Genomic DNA, 18,077 nt, shown 5'->3' on the forward strand with positions numbered 1-18,077 from the left:
ATCTTGGTAGCGCTAACAGCTAAACGATCGTAATCTGTTCCCGTTGTGTCCGTACGGTCATGGTCGACCGTAACCGCACTGTCGCGGAAGGGCACCGGGAAGGGAAACGATGTTCCGTCTGAAAGCCCGTACGGCCGCGCTCTCCGCGCTGGTCGCGGTCACGTGCGTCATCGCTGCGGCTCCGCTTCCGGCATCCGCCGCGGCCGGAGGAACCGCCGTGTCCGCCGTGCAGAGCGACGCCACCTACGACGTCGCGATCGATGCGACGAAGATCGCCTCCGACAACGTCAACGGTCTCACCTTCAAGGGGTTCGGCACGCTCTCGGCCAACAGCACGAGCGCACTGCTCATGGACTACAAGGCGCAGCAGCCCGAGAAGTACGCCGAACTGCTGCACGTGCTGTTCGGCGGCGATCACCCGCTCATGAACCAGGTCAAGATCGAGATGGGCGACGATCGCAACAACTCGACCGGCTCGGATGTCGCGACCATGCGCACCGCCGATGAGGAGGCGAACGTCACCCGCCACCCGGGCTTCCAGCTCGCCGCCGACGCCTTCAGGATCAACCCCGACCTCAAGGTCAGCATCCTGCGCTGGAACGCCCCCGCCTGGGCGAACACGAACGACAAGATCTACCTCTGGTACAAGAACACGATCCTCGCCGCGTACCGCGAGTACGGCTACATGGTCGACTCGGTGAACCCCGGCGTCAACGAGCACGCCGCCGACCTCGCCTGGACCAAGGACTTCTCGAACCGGGTCCGCACCGACTCCGCCGGCTACGTCAGCCCCGATGCGTCGCTGGCGGGTTTCCGCGACGGCGAGGCCGAGCTCTTCCACCGCATCAAGACCGTGATCTCAGACGAGGTCGGCACGGGCTCCTTCGGCGACGAGATGGTGGCGGATGCCGCGCTCCGCGATGCCGTGCAGGTCGCGGGCTTCCACTACAACACCGACGACGACAGCGCCGGCAGCTTCAAGAAGCTCGCTCAGGAGTACGACATCGAGGTGTGGAACAGCGAGGCGCAGGCGACCTTCAGCAACTCCTCTTTCCGTCCGAACAACAACACCGCCGACCCCACGACGGCGGGCACCGGCTTCGGCGGAACGGGCAGCGCGCTCGAGATGGCGAACACGATCGTCAAGGGCTTCGTGAACTCGAACCGCACGAACTTCATCTACCAGCCGGCGATCGCCTCGTTCTATGAGGGCGGCCAGTACTCGTTCAAGTCGCTCGTCGGCGCGAGCGACCCGTGGTCCGGCTGGATCCACTACGACGGAGCCCTCGCGGTGCTGCAGCACTTCACGAGCTTCGCCGAGACCGGGTGGGAGAACAACGACAACACGGCGGGCATCTGGCGTGCCGTGCCCTCCGCCAGCGCCACGACGGCTACAGGCACGAACCCGGTGAACGGGCGCAACGGCCTGCAGAACTACATGACGCTCGCGGCTCCGGATCGCTCGGAGTTCTCGACCGTGTTCGTGAACGACTCCGAGAAGACCATCAGCTACCGCATCACCCCGTCGAACTTCTCCTTCGGTGCCGCGCAGCAGCTCGCGGTCTGGGAGACCAGGGCGGCGGATGCCGGCGAGGCGTTCAACGCGAACTACAAGCAGCACGTCGGGGACGTGCAGGCGGATGCCGGTGTCTACACCGTCACGGTCAAGCCGTTCTCGATCGCCACCGTGACGACTCTCGACGTCACCGGCGACGACGGCTGGACCTCGCCGCTGCCCGTCGAGGGAGAGCGCACCGTGCTCGATGAGGGTGCGAACGCCGGTGCCCTCTGGGCTGACGACTTCGACTACTCGGATCGCACGGTCGCGGTGTTCGACGAGAACGGCGAGCCGACCTCGGAGACCGAGCCGTTCATCGCCTCCCGCGGCGGCGACGGCGGTGCGACGCCGCTGTACACCTGGGACCGCAACGGCGCTTTCGAGGCGTACAAGACGGCCGACAGCGGCTACGTCCTCCGCCAGCAGATCGACCGCGCCACCACGGGCGTCGGCGGGGCGTGGAACAACGGCGATCCGATCACGGCGGTCGGTGACCGGCGCTGGACGAACTACACGGCCTCGGTCGACGTGCGCTTCGAGCGCGCTGCGGCGTCCGACAATTACGCGGCGATCGGCGCCCGTTCAAGCGGTGGCGGCAACTCGCACACGCTGGCCGGAACTCCCTACGCCCTGCGTCTGAACTCGGCCGGAACCTGGGTGTTCCAGCGGAACGGAGCGCAGATCGCGGCCGGGACCGTTACCGGAACCTGGTCGGCCTCGGCATGGCACACCCTCTCGATCACCGCGACGGGCGGGCGCATCACCGGATCGATCGACGGCACGCAGGTGTTCGACTGGACCGATGCGAACCCGTACCTGTCGGGCTATGTCGATCTCGCGAGCGGCTTCTACAACACCCAGTTCGACAACCTGCGCATCGCTTCGGTCGACGGCTGGCTGCCGTACTACGGCGAGTACCTCGACGGGCTCGAGATGACGGACCTCTCGGCCGCGCCGCAGACGAAGCTCGTCTACGACGGCGGGTGGACGCACGCGAACGGCGGCGGCATGTTCGAGTATCAGCGCTCGCTGTCGCGCAACACCGGGGCGGGCTCCGGCGTCAGCTACACGTTCACCGGATCAGGAGCGGATCTGCTTGCGCCGGGTGACGGCTCGGCGCGTCTCGATGTCACGGTAGACGGGCAGAAGCTCGTGCGAAACGCCGCGACGCAGGCGGCCGGGTCCTTCCAGGCCGCGTACTCGCTGCGCGGGCTCCCGTGGGGCGAACACACAGTGCGCTTCGAGGTCGTCTCAGGAACCCTGGCACTCGACGCAGTGGCCGTCGCGAGCACGGCGGCCGCCGGCGTCGCAGAGACGGCGGCGATCGCGGATGCCGTGGCCGCGGCATCCGGCATCACCCGCACCGAGGACTACACCGATGCCGATTGGGCGCTGTTCCAGCGGGCGCTCGCCGACGCGCAAGCCGCGGCCGACGATCCAGCCGGGTACCGCCTCGACGGCGAGGGAGCGCAGCAGCTCGTGACGCGGCTGCGTACGGCGTCGTTCCCTCTCGCCTCGCAGATCTCCTCTCTGCCGCAGCCGTCTCTCGCGACCACCGTGGGCGAGGATCCCGCGTTGCCGGCCACGCTGTCGGCGGCCATGGCCGACGGCAGCACGCACGAGGTGCCGATCACCTGGAATCTCGACGGCGCCGACTTCTCGACGGCGTGGGCGACCGTGGCGGTGACCGGCTCGTACGGCTCTGCGACCACGGCTGCGAGGGTCGAGGTCGTGCCCGCGGGGACCGTGTTCTTCGCCGACGTCAACGGCACGGCATCCGGTTCTCTCGGCTACGACTCGCCCGCCTATCTGGCCGTGCAGCGGCTGCTCGGCGATCAGCTGATCAACGCGGCGGCCGACCAGAAGCTGGCCGCGGGCGGCGCTTGGGGACACTGGGGCAAGAACGCGGCGGGCGCGAGCGTCGTCAACTACAAGGGCGCCGTCGCCGGGCCGTACTCGAAGACCACGACGACGGGCATGTACACGAGTGATCAGGTGGGCGCCTCGGTCGGCTACACGATAACGCTGCCCGCCGGAAAGCACACGATCGCGGCCGGCTCGTACTCGTGGTGGGCGAGCAATTCCCGCAGCGCGAACGTCTCGCTGACCTACGACGGGCAGACGCACCCCGTCGGTACGGTCACGCTGGATGCCGCGAACCCCTCGCGGGTGCTCAGTTACGACATCGAGCTGGCCGCCGAGGGGGCGGTGACGCTCTCGCTCACCGCGACGAACGCGCAGTCGCCGATGCTGTCGTGGGTGGCGGCCACGGGAGAGGCGCTGCCGGCGCCGCTGACCGCGGCTGTCGTCTCGCGGTGCGTGGCGGGCAAGGTGGTGCTCGCCGTCACGGTGACCAACCCGCGTGCCGAGGACGCGACGGTCGATGTCGCCTCGCCCTACGGCACGAAGTCCGGCGTGGTGGTGGATGCGGGCGCGTCGAAGTCGGTGTCGTTCTCGACGCGCCTCGCGTCGATCCCCGCCGGGATCGTGTCGGTGACGGACGCCGCTGACGCGGCGTTCGCCGCGAAGACGTGCGGATAGCCCCGACCCCGGTCGCTCAGTACGACGCTCGACGCTGCGCTCCTCGCTCAACGAACGGGACTCACCACCCTGGTCGTTGAGCGAGCGAAGCGAGACGAAACGTCGCTTCGCTCGCTCAGCCCTCCGCCGTGAGGATGCGGTCGAGGGTGCTGCGGCCCAGCGCGCTCATCGAAGGCAGCGTCTCGCGGTAGTACCAGACGAGTCCCATCGACTGCTGGAACGCCCAGGCTGCTCCGCGTCGCCACTCGAGGTCGTCGATCTGCAGTTCCTGCCTGAGCTCTGCGCGGGCGTCGGCCTCGAGCAGGTGCCAGACCGACACGAGGTCGAGCGCGGGATCGGCGGCGGCGAAGCCGCCGGTGTCGAGCACGCCGTGCAGCCGGTCGCCCTCGAGGAGCAGATTCGCCGGGGTCAGGTCGCCGTGCGTCATGCCGTCGGGGGCGGTACGCGGCAGCATCCGAAATCCGCTCCAGAGCCGACGCAGCTCGTCGACGGGGAGCAGGCCCTCGCTCTCGCGGAAACAGGTCTGCATCCACTCGTCCGAGTCCTGCAGGTCCCCTCCTCGGCCGTTCCCGGAGAAACGCCGGCTGCGGGTGTCGGCGGAGCGGAGCGCGCGCAACAGGTCGGCGAGGTCGCGTGCGAAGCCGGTCGAGTGTGCGACCGCGTCGGATGTGGCGACGCGCCCTGGGAGCCAGGTCTGGATTGACCACGGCATCGGGAATCCCTCGCTCGGGTCGCCCACGGCTACCGGCGTGGGCGCGGCGATGGGGGAGAGGTCCGCGAACTCGCGCATCGCAGTGGCCTCGGCACGGAGCGACTCGATCGTGGTCGCCATGCGGGGGAAGCGGGCCGCGAAGTGATCGCCGATGCGGAAGATCGTGTTCACGGTGCCGTCGCCGTCGAGCGCGCGCACGGGCTCGTGCCTCCAGTCCGGGAACTGCTCGTGGATGAGCTGCCGGGCGGTGTCCTCATCGATGGGCGTCTCGTCGGCGTGCACGGTCATGATCTCGACGTTAGCGGGGCGAGCCCGCCCCGGTCGTCGAGGGAGCCCCGCCCCTGGTCGTTGAGCGAGCGCAGCGAGACGAAACGCGTGGTTCCTGCCTGCTCGTTGAGCGACGCGTCGACTCGCTTCGATCGCTCAACGCGGGTCTTCGCGAGACGAGGCGGGTGCGGTTTCCGGTTCGTCATCATCCGGTGATCTTAGAGTGCGTTTCCGCCTCTGATCTGGCCCGGAAATGTCGGTGGCCCCGAGCATGATGAGGGTATGACGGTTCTGGTCGAGATGAGCGAGGAGCAGGTGGGTGCGCTGAGCGCGGTCACCGGGATGCTCGTCGATGTCGACCGGACGATCAACCAGCTGCTCGCCGTGAAAGAGGGGCTGCTGGCGGTCGGCTCCCGGCTGTCGTTCGATATCGGGGCGGATGCTGCGGCTGCCGCCGATCCCGGCCTTCCCGATTCGTTTGCGGGCGATGCAATGGATCTCGCGGCGCGAGCCGTCGCCGCCGAGTTCGCGGTCGCCCCGCAGTCCAGCGACCGTTCCCTCCAGCATCGGATGACGGATGCAGATGCCAAGGTGACGCAGTTCCCGTCGGTGTGGCGCGCGCAGGGCGTGGGCGCGATCACTGCCGGTCAGGCGAGGTCGATCGTCGACGCGGGCGCCCACCTCGATGACGAGTCCGAGCGCGATGCCTACGCCGACGAGATGATCGGCCTCGTGCAGGCTCCGGGCATGTCTCCGTCTCGCGTCGGGCGAGCCGCGCGCCGGGCCGCCGAACGCCGTCGGCCTCGAAGCCTCGACGTTCGGCACCGCGACGCCCGCAGAGCGCGCAGGATCTGGGTGAAGGATCGGGCCGACGGCATGGCGGAGTTCGGTCTGCTCGGCCCCGCAGCGTTGATCCACGGGGCGTCGGACCGGATCACCGCGCTGGGCCTCGGCATCCTCTCCGACACGACCGCACGGCTCGAGGCCGCCGACGATCGCTTCCTCGACGAGATCCGCGCCGACCTCGCGCTCGACCTGCTGCTCACCGGCGCGCCGGCCGGACACGACCCGGACGGACTGCTCGCCGGCGTCACCGGTGCGGTGTCGGTCACGATCCCGGTGACGGCTCTGCTGGGCATCGACGGGCCGTGCGCCGAACTAGACGGCAGCGCTCCGATCGACGCGGTCACCGCCCGCCGCCTCGCGGCGGAGGCTCCCGGTTGGGACCGCGTGCTCACCCATCCGATCACCGGCGCCGTGCTCGCGGTCGACCGATACCGGCCCTCTGCCGAACTCAAGAGGTGGTTGCGAGCTCGCGATCAGCGGTGCCGGTTTCCCGGATGCGGCTACCTCGCGCGGGACTGCGACATCGACCACACGACCGATGCGGCGACAGGCGGGCCGACCGAGGAGCAGAATCTCGGCGCCCTGTGCCGACGCCACCATGTGCTGAAGCATCAGACTCCGTGGGTCGTCGAACAGGTCGACAGCGGCACCTTCTCCTGGACCAGCCCCACAGGCAAGGTCTATCTCGACACGCCTCCACCGCCGATCGTCGGCACACAGGCGACAGACGACCAACCGCCACCCTTCTGAAAAACGGAGGACCATCGGAGCGCTCTCGCACTAGTCCCGCCGCCACGCGAGCCACTTGCGATCGACTTCATCGACGAGGTCGACATCGAACCTCTGCGCGATCAGCAGCACCTGGGCGAGGACATCGGCGAGCTCGGACCGGAAGTCCTGTTCGCGCTCGACCTCTGCGCGACCCCGATCACGCGACCGCCCCGATTGCGAGAGGTACGCCTGGGTGAGCTCGCCGACCTCTTCGCCGAGTTTGAGCATCAGCCAGTCGTCGGTGCGTTCGATCCCGAACCGCTCGGCATAGAGCGCTGACACGGCCTCGATCTCGTCCTGCAAGCGTCTGATATCCATCCCCGCATGGTGGCAGCATCCACTGACACCATGCGGACTCGAATCACGCGGATGGCCCTGTTCCACCTCGAAACAGGGCCATCTGCGCGACTCGATCGCTGTCACATGCTCAGCACGTCTTCGCCGGATACCCCGCTGAGAACGTCGCCCCTGGCACCGTGACCTGCACCGAACCCGCAGCGAGCGCGGCGGTCCGGGTGCTGAACGACGCAGAAGCGGAATCACCGGCGGCCACGGTCAGAGACTTCGATCCGTACGAACCCGCCGTCGTCGAGACGGCGACGGTCGCGGCATCCGCATTCCGCACCGAAGCCACGACGACCGCCTTGCCGGCCACGCAGCGCGAGGTCGCGAAGGCCGCGATCTCCGGCGCCGCCGCAGGGTCGACGGCTACGGACGAGAAGCGGAACCGCTGGCAGTCGTTGTTCAGAACGCTGTACTGGTGCACGCGGGTGCCGTCGGCAGCCGCGCAGAACGACAGGTCGAGAGCCTTGCCGCTCGTGCCGTTGCGGAACTCGACGACCCCGTCACCCGACACGAGCAGACGCCAGGAGCTGCCGGCGATGCCGCACGCCCCCTGCGTCACGGCGACCGAGTCGGCCGACGATCCGCCGCTCACGGCCAGGCACTTGTCGGGCGCCGCACCGAGGTGCATCTCGGACTCTCCGTTGGCGGCAGCCGTGAACGTCACGCTCTGGCAGGCGGTCGCGGTGTACTCGCGCTGCTGCAGGATCGCACCGTCGGCCGTCGAGCATCCTGGCACCTCGAGCGCCTTGCCCGAGACCATCGACGTCACGACCACGGCGCCGGCGGGACGCAGCGCCCAGTCCTGCGCCGCAGAGCCGTCGGCCGCGGACTGCGTCAGAGAAGTCCCCGCCGCGAGCAGCTTGCCGCTCGTGCGGTTCGTGAGGGTCGACCAGCCGCCCGTCGTCTGCGCGACCGACCACTGCTGGCAGCCCTTGGTGCGCCACGGCGTCTGCTCGAGCGCAGCCCCCGCAGCGGTGGTGCACGACGACGGCCCCAGAGCCTTGCCGCTCACGGCGTTCACGATGCGCAGATAACCGTCGCCCGTGGTGTCGAGCACGAATCGCGACCGTGCCGAAGAGCAATCACCGGCGACCATCGCGGCGCCGTCCTCGTCGGTCGACACCGTGGCGCACTGCCCTGTGCTGCGGCTGACGAGGTTCCAGCGCGCACCTTCGACCTGCGCTGTCAACGGCGCGTTCTCGCCGCTCGGCACCGAGATCGCCGTGCTCGTCGCCTGCGGGATGCCGAAGTCGGGCTCGCCCGCGGCATCCCACGTCACGATCTGCGCCCGCGCCGAACGCTCGCGGCTGCACCCGCCGTCCGGCCGCGCGTTGGCGTGGTACAGGTTCCACGTCTGGGTGCCGTCGGGCGAGGTGAAGAAGTCGTTGTGACCCGAGCCGTACACGCCGTTCGCCTGCGAGAACACGGGGCCGTCGCTCTTCTGCCACGACGCGGACAGCACCGGGTCTCCGCCCGTGTACTCGAGCGTGCCCAGCTGATAGTCGGCGGTGCCGCAGAAGCTCGCCGAATACGTGACCCACGTGCGGCCGTCGTGCTGCAGCGCGATCGGCCCCTCGTTCACCGGCTGACCGATGGTCTCCCACGACTCGACCGGCTGCGACAGGATGTTCAGCGGCCCGGTGGCCGTCCACGGGTTCGACATGCGGGCGATGTAGTTGCTCTGCAGCCCATCGGGGGCGAACTCCGACCACACCATGAACAGCTCGCCGTTCAGCTCGAGGTACGAGCCGTCGATGTTCCAGTCGTCGATCGGCAGCGGGCGGCCCTTGTACGTGTACGGACCCATCGGGTCGTCGGCCGCGCTCTCGATCACCTGCAGATGCTGGGTGCCGTAATCACCGGCGACGCCCATCGTGTACATGAGGTACCAGCGCCACCCGTTCGGCCCGTTCAGGCGCTTGAGCTCCGGCGCCCACATGTTGCCGTTGCGGCCCGCATTCGTGTCGGAGTACACCGTCACCGGCTTGGTGGTGCCGAGAGCCGCGAGCGTCGGCGCCTTGCGCATCACGACCTTGTTGTCCCACGTGGTCGACACCATGTAGTAGTTGCCGTCGTGGAACTCGATCGTCGGATCGGCCGTGTCGGGCGCGAGCGGATTCGTGAAGGTGTCCTCGCCGACAGCCTGCGCGGCCGGAGCCTGCAGGCTGTCGGCGGCGGTCAGCCCGCCGATCGCGAGTGCTGCGATCAGAGCGGTGTGCAGCACCTTGCGCACCGGGTTCAGCATGTGCGCGCTCCGTAGCTGCCGGTCGCGACGACCGCCCCGTCGACGGATGCCTGCGCCGAACCCGAGGCGACGGATGCGGCCCGGGTGCTGAACGTGACGGTCGTGCTCTTGCCGCCTGCCAAGTCGACGATCTTCTCGCCGAAGGCCGAGCCGATCGTGACCCGAGCGGCGGTGGTCGCCGCGTTGACAGCCGTGGCGGTGACGACGACCTTGCCCGCTACGCAGCGCGTCGACAGGTCGAGGCCGACACCCGGAGTCACGGTCACGGTCGCGGTGACCGGCATCCGCGAATCATCCTGCGCGATGCCGCGCACCGTGAAGGTACCCGCCGTCGCGTAGTCGGCAGGATCGACGCCCTCCCACGCGACGTCGACCGTGGAGGTCGCGCCGCTCGCGGTCGTGAGCGTGGCCTTCGGCAGTGCGGGGGCGGTGCCGGCACGGGTGGATGCCGTGATCGGCGCGACCTCGGTGACGGCGATCTCTGGGGCGAAGCCCTCGAGCACGGTCTGGTATTCAGCGCGCGTGACCGGGATCACGGTTCCGTGCCGCGGCTTGCCGCCGTCGCTGTTCTGCGGCAGATTGGCCCGAAGGATGGAGCCGAGCGGCTGCCAGGAGGCGCCGTTCGTGATGTCGGTCGAACCGAACGGGATGTAGTGGTTCGGGCCGCCGTGATACGAGGGCTGATCGATGAACAGGTACCAGTCGAAGCCGTTCGCATCTCCAGGGTTCGAGGGGAAGATGCTCGGTCCCTCGCCGCTGGAGTAGGTGCCGCCCGGCTCGCCGTTGGGCAGGCCGGTTGCGATCTTCTCCTGCACGAGCGTCCACTCGTCCGCCGAGCCGGTCGTACCGGGGAGGGCGCCCGAGATCGTCGCGAGCAGGTCGGTCGACTTCTCCTCGCGGATCGTCATCGAGCCCTCGTCCTTCGTGAAACGGTAGTAGATGCCGTCCTGCTCGGCGACAGTCGAATCGATCAGCCCGAGGCCGGTGCCGCGCTTCACGTCCGACCAGATCTGCGGCTCCGAGAAGGTCACGAAGTCGTCGGTCGTCACGTAGACCATGCGGTTGTAGGTGACACCGGTGCGCGAGGCGACGTCGGTCGTCGGGTACAGGTTCGACGCCCAGAACACCACGTAGCGGCCGAGCTCGTCGTCCCAGTACGCCTCAGGCGCCCAGGTGTTGCCCGCATAGGCCGACGAGACCTCGACGTGCCGCTGCGACGACCAGTTCACGAGGTCGGTGGACTCCCAGACCTCGATGGCGCGCGACCCGGAGATCTGCGCCGTCGTGAAGCCGCCAGCGAGGCCGTCGACCTTGAGGTCGGTGGCGAGCATGTAGAACTTGTCGCCCTCGTGCGAGCGGATGATGAACGGGTCGCGCAGACCCGTCGTTCCCTGCGTGGACGTGAAGATCGGCTCGCCGTCGTTCAGCGTGTTCCAGCGCAGTGCGTCGTTGCCCTTCGAGGCCGCGAGGCTGACACGCTCCGCGCCGGCCCCCTCGCCCGTGAAGAACGCCCAGACGTAGGCCTCCTTCTCGTCGGATGCGGTGGGCGCCTGCGTCACGGTCAGAGCGATCTGCTTCGTGGCCGTCGCGGCGCCGCTCGTCGCCGTGACCTCGAGGACCGCGGCGGCATCGGCTCCTGCCGGACGAGTGATCGCCACGGTCGCATAACCGGCCTTCACGCCCTCGGCGATCTGAGCCACTGCCGCGCCGGACACGACCGACCAGTTCAGAGTCGAACCGTTCGCTCCGGACGTCGCGACCGAGAGAGCGGTGCGCACGTCATCCGCTCCCGCGATCGACACGGACGCGAGGTCGGCATCCGCCTTGGCCTGGTCGGAGAGCTCGGCGGGCACGGTCACGGAGTACGTGCGCGTGGTCACGGCGCCGCCGACCGTGAAGGTCGCGGTGAGGGTGGCGACGGCATCCGCCGATCCCGGTGCGGGCCGCGTGACCGCGGCCGTTCCTCCGGAGATCTGGATGGCTGGACTGTCGGAGGCCCACGACACCGCGACGCCGCTGCTGCTGGTCGGCAGGGTGAACGTGGCGGTCGCAGAGCCCGGAACCGTCACGCCCGCGACAGCCCGGTCGAGGGCCTGGCCGGTGTAGAGCGACTGCACATCGGCCGAGCTGAGGGCGCTGGCGTACACCGCGTAGTCGTCGACGTCTCCCGCCCAGTTCGCGTCGTTGTACGTCGAGCGGCCGAGATAGGACAGGAGGTTCGAGCCGAAGGACGAGACGTTGCGGCTGATCGACACCGACGAGATCTGCGCTCCGTTCACGTAGGTCGTCATGGTGCCCGCGGCGCCGTCGATGACTGTCGTGTACAGCGACAGGCCGGTGGGCGTCTTGATGCCGGATGTCGCCGCGTTGGTCGCACCCGCGCCGACCTCGGTGCCCCACGGGGCGGTGGCGCTGACCGCGTTGGTGAGCGCCGACTTCACGTAGCCGCTGGGATTCGTCGGGTTCAGCAGCCAGTAGGCGCTGGAGTAGCTCGCTCCAGAAGCCACCGGGGCTCCGATGAACGCGGCGGCGGTGTTCGCGGCGCCGGACCGGCCGGACAGCCACGTCGAGACCGTGACCTGTTGCTTGCCGACGAGCCCGGCCGTCGGGATCTCGAGGTAGCCGGCGGTCGCCCTGGCTCCGCCGGGGAGCGTGAGCTGGCCATTCGCCACGCTCGCGCCGGACTGCTTGATGACCCCGTCGTAGCCGTTGCCGGAGAGGTCGCTGACCGTGGCCCCCGCGGCGGAGTCGAACGAGTAGTGGATGAGCGGAGCGGGGCCCTCGGCGGCGACCGAGGCGGTGTGCGAGCTCACCGCTCCGATCGCGACGATGGTGGCGGCCGCGGCGACGATCGCCGCCGTCTTCCGGGCGCTCTGTGCGAGCAGACTTGTCATGTTCTTCTTCTCCGATCAGCCGCAGAGACCTGCGGGGATGGCGGCGGTGCCTGCGTAGGACTGACCCGTCGCTCCGGTCGCGGTGACAGTGGCGGTACCGGCCGGGACCGATGCCAGTCGGGTGGCGAACGCCGCCGTGGTGGTCGCGCCGGCCGCCAGCGCGACCTGCTTCGAGCCGTACGGGGTCGTCACGGTGACGGTCGCTGCGACCGTCGAGGTGTTCGAGAGAGTGACGAGCACCTGCCCCTTGCCGGCCACGCACCGCACGGCGGCCACCGTGTTCACGGTGAGGGCCTCGACGGGAGCCGCGGACGAGGCCGACGTCGTGACCAGGTTGTCGCGGTATCCGTCATAGGTCGCGGTGACGCTGGTGACGCCCGCCGGGATGCTCGCCGTGGCCTTTCCGTCGACGAGCGCGACGGTCGAGGTCCATGCGCCACCCGTGAAGGTCACGGTGCCGGCCACGTCGCCGCCATCGGCGGCCGTGACGGATGCGGTGGCGTCGCGGCCGGTGACCTCGAGCGTCGTGGTGGAGGCCACGGCCGCGATCGAGGTCCAGTTCTTCATGGCCGTGAGAACCGTCTGCGGAACGCTGACGAAGGCGCCGTGCCGCGGGCTCGCCGGGAGTCCGCCGGCGGGGCGGACGTTCCAGCTGGAGCGCTGCGAGAGCCGGTTCGCCTGTGAACTCGAGGCGATCTCGTCGCCCGTGGTCACGAAGGCGCGGTAGCCGCCCGCGCCGTAGTTGTCGACGAGGAAGACATAGCCGTCTCCTGCGGTGTTGTTCGGGTCGCCCGCATTGAGTTTGATGATCTCGGGTCCTTCACCCGCCTGGCCGGTTTCGAGGCTGGTCATGTGGGTGTCGGTGAGCTGCCAGGTCTGGCTGGGATCGGCGCTCCAGCTCGACGAGGTCGTCGGAGCGGTGAGCACCTTCGAGCGCTCCAGGAAGATGTCCTTGCCGGCCTCGAGAGGACCTGCGGCGCCGGACTCCTCGTTCTTCGTGAACCGGTAGTAGTAGTCGCCGATCTTCGTGACCGTGGAGTCGATGCGCGCGTATCCGGTGTCCTGCCAGGTGGTGGGCGGGTACGTGAAGGTCTTGAAGTCGCGAGTCGTCACGGCGAACATGCGCGCGTAGAGGTTGTCGCTGTTCGTGTGCGAGGCGTCGGAGTACTTTCGCGAGGCGAAGAACACCACGTACGACTGCAGCGCGTCGTCCCAGTAGGCCTCGGGCGCCCAGGTCATGCCCGCCTCGGGCTGGTTGATCGTGATGCCGGTGTTCTCGCCGTTCGTGCGGGTCCAGTTGACCATGTCGGTCGACTCCCACACCTCGATCTTGAGGCTGCCTGCCGACTGGGCAGGCCCCCACCCGGTGCCGCAACCGATGCACAGGTCGGTGGCGACCATGTAGTACTTGTCTCCGTCGTGCGAGCGCAGGATGTACGGATCGCGCAGGCCCTTCGTGTCGGCGGTCGACGTGATGACGGCGTTGCCGCCGTTCACCGGCGAGAAGGTGAAGAAGTCGTTGCCGCTGGTGGCGGCCTGGTAGATCTTCTCGTCGCTGTCGGACTTGAAGTACGCGCTCGCGTAGCCGGCGTCGGGCGCCGTGCGGGCGTGCTCTGCCACCGTCACGGTGAAAGCGCGTGACAGTGTCGTGCCGTTCAGGCTCGCGTGAGCCGTGAGAGTCGCCGTGCGGTCGCCGCTGCCGTATGCGGGCCGCTCGACGATGCCGCCGCCGCGGTAGGGATCTGCTGTGCCCACGGTCGGGGCGACGTAGCCTGCCTCTGTCGGTGTGACGAGGGCGTCGTCCGACGAGGTCCATGTGATGGCCGAGCCGTCGACCGAGCCCTTCGTGATGAGGGGCAGGTTCTCAGTGGTGCGGGACGAGAGGCTGATCGCATCGAGATCGGCCGACGCGGATGCCGCGGCCACCGTCACGGTGAACGAGATCGGTGCGTCAGACGCCGGGGTGGCGGTGATGGTCACGGTGGTGTCGGTGGTGACCGCGCGAGAGACGACGCCCGTGTTCGAGACGACCGTGGTGTCGGACGACGACCAGGTCAGCGCGACGCCGTTCGACGACGCCGGGAAGGTGAGGTTGCTGCGCACCGAGTCGAGAGACACGTTCGCGCCCTTGACGATCGGCAGCAGATCGCCGCGCAGCAGCGCCTGAGTCGTGGCCGACTTCTGGGCGGCCGTCGGCATGCTCGCCGAGACCTGCTCGGCGGTCAACGAGCTGTCCCAGAAGCGCACGTCGGTGACGTCGCCCGTGAACAGCGCATCACCTGCGTACAGCGAACGGCCGAGGTAGCCGAGAGCGCCGGATGCCGGGACGATCGAGCTCAGGTTGTAGGTGTGGGTGACGGTCGAGATGATCTGACCGTCGCGGTAGAGCGTGAGGGCGTTGCCGCTGCCGACCATGGTCAGCGTGGTGAAGCCCGGGTTCAGCCCGCCGCCGGCCGGGAGGCGGACCTCGCCGTTGCTGGTTCCGGTCTTGACGCGGATGCCGGAGAGCACCTGGTTGCTGTACGCGCTCTCACCGGAGCGCGGATTCACGAACACGTGGTTGCCGAGCGCGGTGGTGTTCCAGGCGCCGACGCCGTTGCCGAGCACCCAGCCGAACTGGTTCGCCGCGGTCTGCGTCGCGACCGTGTACTCGACGGTGAAGTCGTTGTCGGCACCCGTGACGAGCCCCTGCGGGAGGGCGGCATAGCCGTCGTTCTTGAACCGCAGCACGGCATCGTCACCCGCGTCGACGAAGGACGCATCGGTGAAGCCTGTCAGGGTGGCGTTGCGGCCGTTGCCCGATACATCGAGCAGGGTCGTGCCGGCGTGCGACATGTCGTAGTGCGCTGTCGGCGACGGCACGTCAGCGGCGAACGCCGGTGCGGGGGAGAAGGCGCAGACGGATGCTGCCAGGGCGCCGATGATACCGGCGGCTGTGAGCCTCCGCCTGCGGGGTGGTCGGGTGGGTGCGCTCATAGCGGTAACTCCTTTGTCGTCGTTGACGGCGCGCTGCAGCAGGCGGCGGTTCGGGTCGCCCTCGGGTGGGCTCAACGGAATGTTAGCGGACACATGCGCGGAAAGACAGGGGTGAGTCGAAAACCGAGTCGGGTCCGCTTTCGGTCTGGCGCTGGATTCGCTCCGTGTGCTAGGTTTCCTGGTTACCGGTAACAAACCGCACTCTCCTGGAGCTCTCAATGATGAAGTCTCACGCCGTGCTGTCCCGATTCCGCGCCGTTGCCGCCCTCGCTCTCGTATCGGTGGCGGCATCCGCCCTCACCGTCTCACCGGTCGCTCCGGCCGCGGCCGCCGATGCCGCAGCTCCCCGCAGCGGGCTCGTCGCCGAGTACCTGTTCTCGCAGACCAGCGGCGCCTCGGTGGCGAACACGGCAGGATCGGGCGTGGGTGCGGCGACGGTCGTCAACGGCACCGACGCCCACTGGACCGGCAGCTCGCTCGCCTTCATCGGCGGAGCAAAGACCAGCACGACGGCCGACTGGGTGCGACTGCCCGACGGCATCCTCGCCGGAGAGAACTCGGCCACCATCACTGTGGAGACGAAGTTCGACGCCTCGATGCTGTCGACCTGGCACTTCCTCTGGAACATCGGCAGCGACAGCACCTCGTCCTACTGGTTCGCCTCGCTCAAAGACGTCCCCCGCACGGCGATCACCACGAGCGGCAACGGCGGCGAGAAGAACGCCCGCGGTACTGCTGCACTCACCGCCGACCGCTGGTACAGCGTGACCAGCGTGATCGACGGGAACGCCGGCACGATCTCGTTCTACGTGGACGGGCAGCTGCTCGGGTCGACCGCGACCAGGCTCACCCCGGCATCCCTCACCGCCCAGACCGTCAACGCGATCGGGCGCTCGCCCTACCCCGACCCGTTCTTCCAGGGCGAGGTGTCGGCCTTCCGGGTGTACGACCGCGCCCTCACAGCCGCCGAGGTCGCCGACGTCTCCACAGCTGACGCAGCCCTGCACTCCAGCGGCTTCCAGCAGTACGCCCAGTCGGCCGTCGACGCGCTCAACGCCCTCACGCTCGACGACGCGACCACGACGCTGCCGGCCTCGAGCACCGCCGCACTCAGCTGGTCGTCGCAGAACCCCGACATCACGGTGGCGGCCGACGGCCGCACCGCATCGGTCCGCCAGCCCGCCGCGGGCTCTGCCGCGATCCAGACCACGCTCACCGCGACGGCGACCGTCCGCGGCGTGACCGTCTCCCGAGAGGTGCCAGTGACCATCGAACCCGCCCCGGCGCAGACCGACGACTACGGCTACCTGATGGTGCACTTCATCGAGGATTCCGAGGGCTACGCCGAGAAGATCTACCTCGACATCTCGCGCGGCGACGACCCCGAGCAGTGGGATCCGCTGAACGGCGGAAAGCCGATCCTCGCCTCGCACCTGGGCACCACCGGCGTCCGCGATCCGTTCCTGACCCGCAATCCCGAGACCGGCACCTACTACATCATCGCCACCGACCTCCGCGTCTTCGGCGGCGACAACGGCTCCGGATCCTGCACGAGCTGGTGCTACTGGACCAAGAGCGCCAGCACCAGGCTCATCGTCTGGGAATCGGACGACCTCGTGACCTGGAGCGCTCCGCGCAGCTTCGACACCGCCTTGAACAGCGCAGGAGCGAAGGTCGCCGAGCTCGGCATGGCCTGGGCGCCCGAAGCACTGTGGGTCGACGACTACTACCCCGACGGGCGCGGCGCCTTCGTCATGTACTTCTCGGCGAACGTCTTCCAGACCGCCGATCACAGCGACAGCTCGTACAACCGCGTCGTGTGGGGTGCGACCACCGACTTCACGCAGGCCACGTACTCGTACGGCGGCGACTTCGTGAACACCGGCGCCAACACGATCGACACCACCATGATCCAGGACGGCGGCACGACGTACCGCATCACGAAGGACAACGGCACGGGCGACGGCATCTACATGGAGTCGACCACAGCCGCACGCTGGTGGGAGAGCGGCACCGCATGGACCACGCTGCAGACGAAGATCGGCGCCGCCTGGGCCGGCGGCAACGCAGGCGGCGTCGAGGGCCCGGCGGTCTTCAAGAGCCACAGCGACGAGAAGTGGTATCTGTACGTCGACGTGATCCCGAGCACCGGATACCGTCCGATGGTCACCACCGACCTCGATGCCGGATGGAGCCAGCTGAACTCGCCGACGTTCTTCATGACGCCCAGCACCAAGCACGGCGGCGTGATCTCGCTGACGAAGGCCGACTACGACCGGGTGCGTGCGGCGGATGCTGCCGCAGCCGTGACGAACGACCTCGGCGCCGTGGAGATCGCCGCCGGCAGCAGCTCGGACCAGCTCGCTGCGGCTCTGCCCCAGAACGCCGATGTCGTGCTCGCCTACGCCCGTGGCACGGCCACGCGGCCGGTCACGTGGAACACGGCATCCGTCGACCTCGCGACTGCGGGCACCTACCCGGTGACGGGCACGGTGCAGACGATCGGCGCCAACCTCAACACCTGGACCGGCGCCGGCGGCTCGACCGCGTGGAACGCGCCCGACCGCACGCTCGCGAGCAGCACCGCGGTCACCGTCACCGCTCAGGTCACCGTGACGGCGCCCGCGCTGAGCGTGACGGCGACTGCCGGCACGCGCTGCGTGGCAGGCAAGGTCATCATCGTGACAGAGGTCGTGAACAAGGGCGGCCAGGCGGTCACCGCATCCGTCACCACGGCGTACGGAACGCAGGATGCCGGCTCGATCGCCCCCGGCAAGAAGATCAGCCGCACCACGACCACGCGCCTGGGGTCGATCCCGGCGGGCCAGGTCTCGGTCTCGGCGACCGTGCAGGGCGCCACGACCACCGTGACCGCCGACTACGCCGCGCGCACCTGCGCCGGCTGAGCGAGAGACGAGAGAT

At 68.8% G+C, this 18,077-nt stretch carries 8 protein-coding genes; 3 read left to right on the forward strand and 5 right to left on the reverse strand.

Annotated features, from left to right (window positions below; genetic code table 11):
- Positions 1–109 precede the first annotated feature (109 nt).
- A complete protein-coding gene (locus ACI3KT_RS00295) occupies positions 110–4,099 on the forward strand; it encodes an Ig-like domain-containing protein (RefSeq protein ID WP_404901710.1) in 3,990 nt (1,329 codons plus the stop codon).
- Between the two features lie 115 nt (positions 4,100–4,214).
- Here the strand turns inward: ACI3KT_RS00295 and ACI3KT_RS00300 are convergent, their stop codons facing one another.
- Positions 4,215–5,099 (reverse strand): aminoglycoside phosphotransferase family protein, encoded by an 885-nt coding sequence (locus ACI3KT_RS00300; RefSeq protein ID WP_404901713.1) that lies wholly within the window; start codon positions 5,097–5,099, stop codon positions 4,215–4,217.
- Positions 5,100–5,360: 261 nt separating this feature from the next.
- Between ACI3KT_RS00300 and ACI3KT_RS00305 the strand changes: the two genes are divergently transcribed.
- Positions 5,361–6,674, forward strand: a complete 1,314-nt coding sequence (locus ACI3KT_RS00305; protein ID WP_404901715.1) for an HNH endonuclease signature motif containing protein — start codon at positions 5,361–5,363, stop codon at positions 6,672–6,674.
- A gap of 30 nt (positions 6,675–6,704) precedes the next feature.
- Here ACI3KT_RS00305 and ACI3KT_RS00310 read toward each other — a convergent pair whose 3' ends face one another.
- The 4 genes from ACI3KT_RS00310 to ACI3KT_RS00325 all read right to left on the reverse strand — a co-directional run bounded on the left by ACI3KT_RS00310 (position 6,705) and on the right by ACI3KT_RS00325 (position 15,155).
- Entirely contained in the window at positions 6,705–7,013 is a 309-nt protein-coding gene (locus ACI3KT_RS00310; protein WP_292907068.1) for a MazG nucleotide pyrophosphohydrolase domain-containing protein, read from the reverse strand.
- A gap of 109 nt (positions 7,014–7,122) precedes the next feature.
- On the reverse strand, positions 7,123–9,285 hold the full coding sequence (locus tag ACI3KT_RS00315; RefSeq protein WP_404901718.1) for an RICIN domain-containing protein: 2,163 nt from the start codon (positions 9,283–9,285) through the stop codon (positions 7,123–7,125).
- A complete protein-coding gene (locus ACI3KT_RS00320; protein WP_404901720.1) occupies positions 9,279–12,179 on the reverse strand; it encodes an immunoglobulin-like domain-containing protein in 2,901 nt (966 codons plus the stop codon). The genes ACI3KT_RS00315 and ACI3KT_RS00320 overlap by 7 nt, the downstream gene beginning before the upstream one ends.
- A 15-nt stretch (positions 12,180–12,194) precedes the next feature.
- Positions 12,195–15,155, reverse strand: a complete 2,961-nt coding sequence (locus ACI3KT_RS00325) for an immunoglobulin-like domain-containing protein (RefSeq protein ID WP_404901722.1) — start codon at positions 15,153–15,155, stop codon at positions 12,195–12,197.
- A gap of 218 nt (positions 15,156–15,373) precedes the next feature.
- Here ACI3KT_RS00325 and ACI3KT_RS00330 point away from each other — a divergent pair, with 218 nt between their 5' ends.
- Positions 15,374–18,061, forward strand: coding sequence for a LamG-like jellyroll fold domain-containing protein (locus ACI3KT_RS00330; RefSeq protein ID WP_404901725.1), 2,688 nt, complete (start codon positions 15,374–15,376; stop codon positions 18,059–18,061).
- Positions 18,062–18,077: the final 16 nt, after the last annotated feature.

It is taken from the genome of Microbacterium sp. ZW T6_19, assembly GCF_044987465.1.
GTDB classification, from domain to species: Bacteria; Actinomycetota; Actinomycetes; order Actinomycetales; family Microbacteriaceae; genus Microbacterium; species Microbacterium natoriense_A.

Bases quoted from the DNA above. Each gene is read 5' to 3' on its own strand.
- ACI3KT_RS00295 (WP_404901710.1), top strand. From the start codon at position 110: ATGTTCCGTCTGAAAGCCCGTACGGCCGCGCTCTCCGCGCTGGTCGCG.
- ACI3KT_RS00300 (WP_404901713.1), bottom strand. From the start codon at position 5,099: ATGACCGTGCACGCCGACGAGACGCCCATCGATGAGGACACCGCCCGG.
- ACI3KT_RS00305 (WP_404901715.1), top strand. From the start codon at position 5,361: ATGACGGTTCTGGTCGAGATGAGCGAGGAGCAGGTGGGTGCGCTGAGC.
- ACI3KT_RS00310 (WP_292907068.1), bottom strand. From the start codon at position 7,013: ATGGATATCAGACGCTTGCAGGACGAGATCGAGGCCGTGTCAGCGCTC.
- ACI3KT_RS00315 (WP_404901718.1), bottom strand. From the start codon at position 9,285: ATGCTGAACCCGGTGCGCAAGGTGCTGCACACCGCTCTGATCGCAGCA.
- ACI3KT_RS00320 (WP_404901720.1), bottom strand. From the start codon at position 12,179: ATGACAAGTCTGCTCGCACAGAGCGCCCGGAAGACGGCGGCGATCGTC.
- ACI3KT_RS00325 (WP_404901722.1), bottom strand. From the start codon at position 15,155: ATGAGCGCACCCACCCGACCACCCCGCAGGCGGAGGCTCACAGCCGCC.
- ACI3KT_RS00330 (WP_404901725.1), top strand. From the start codon at position 15,374: ATGATGAAGTCTCACGCCGTGCTGTCCCGATTCCGCGCCGTTGCCGCC.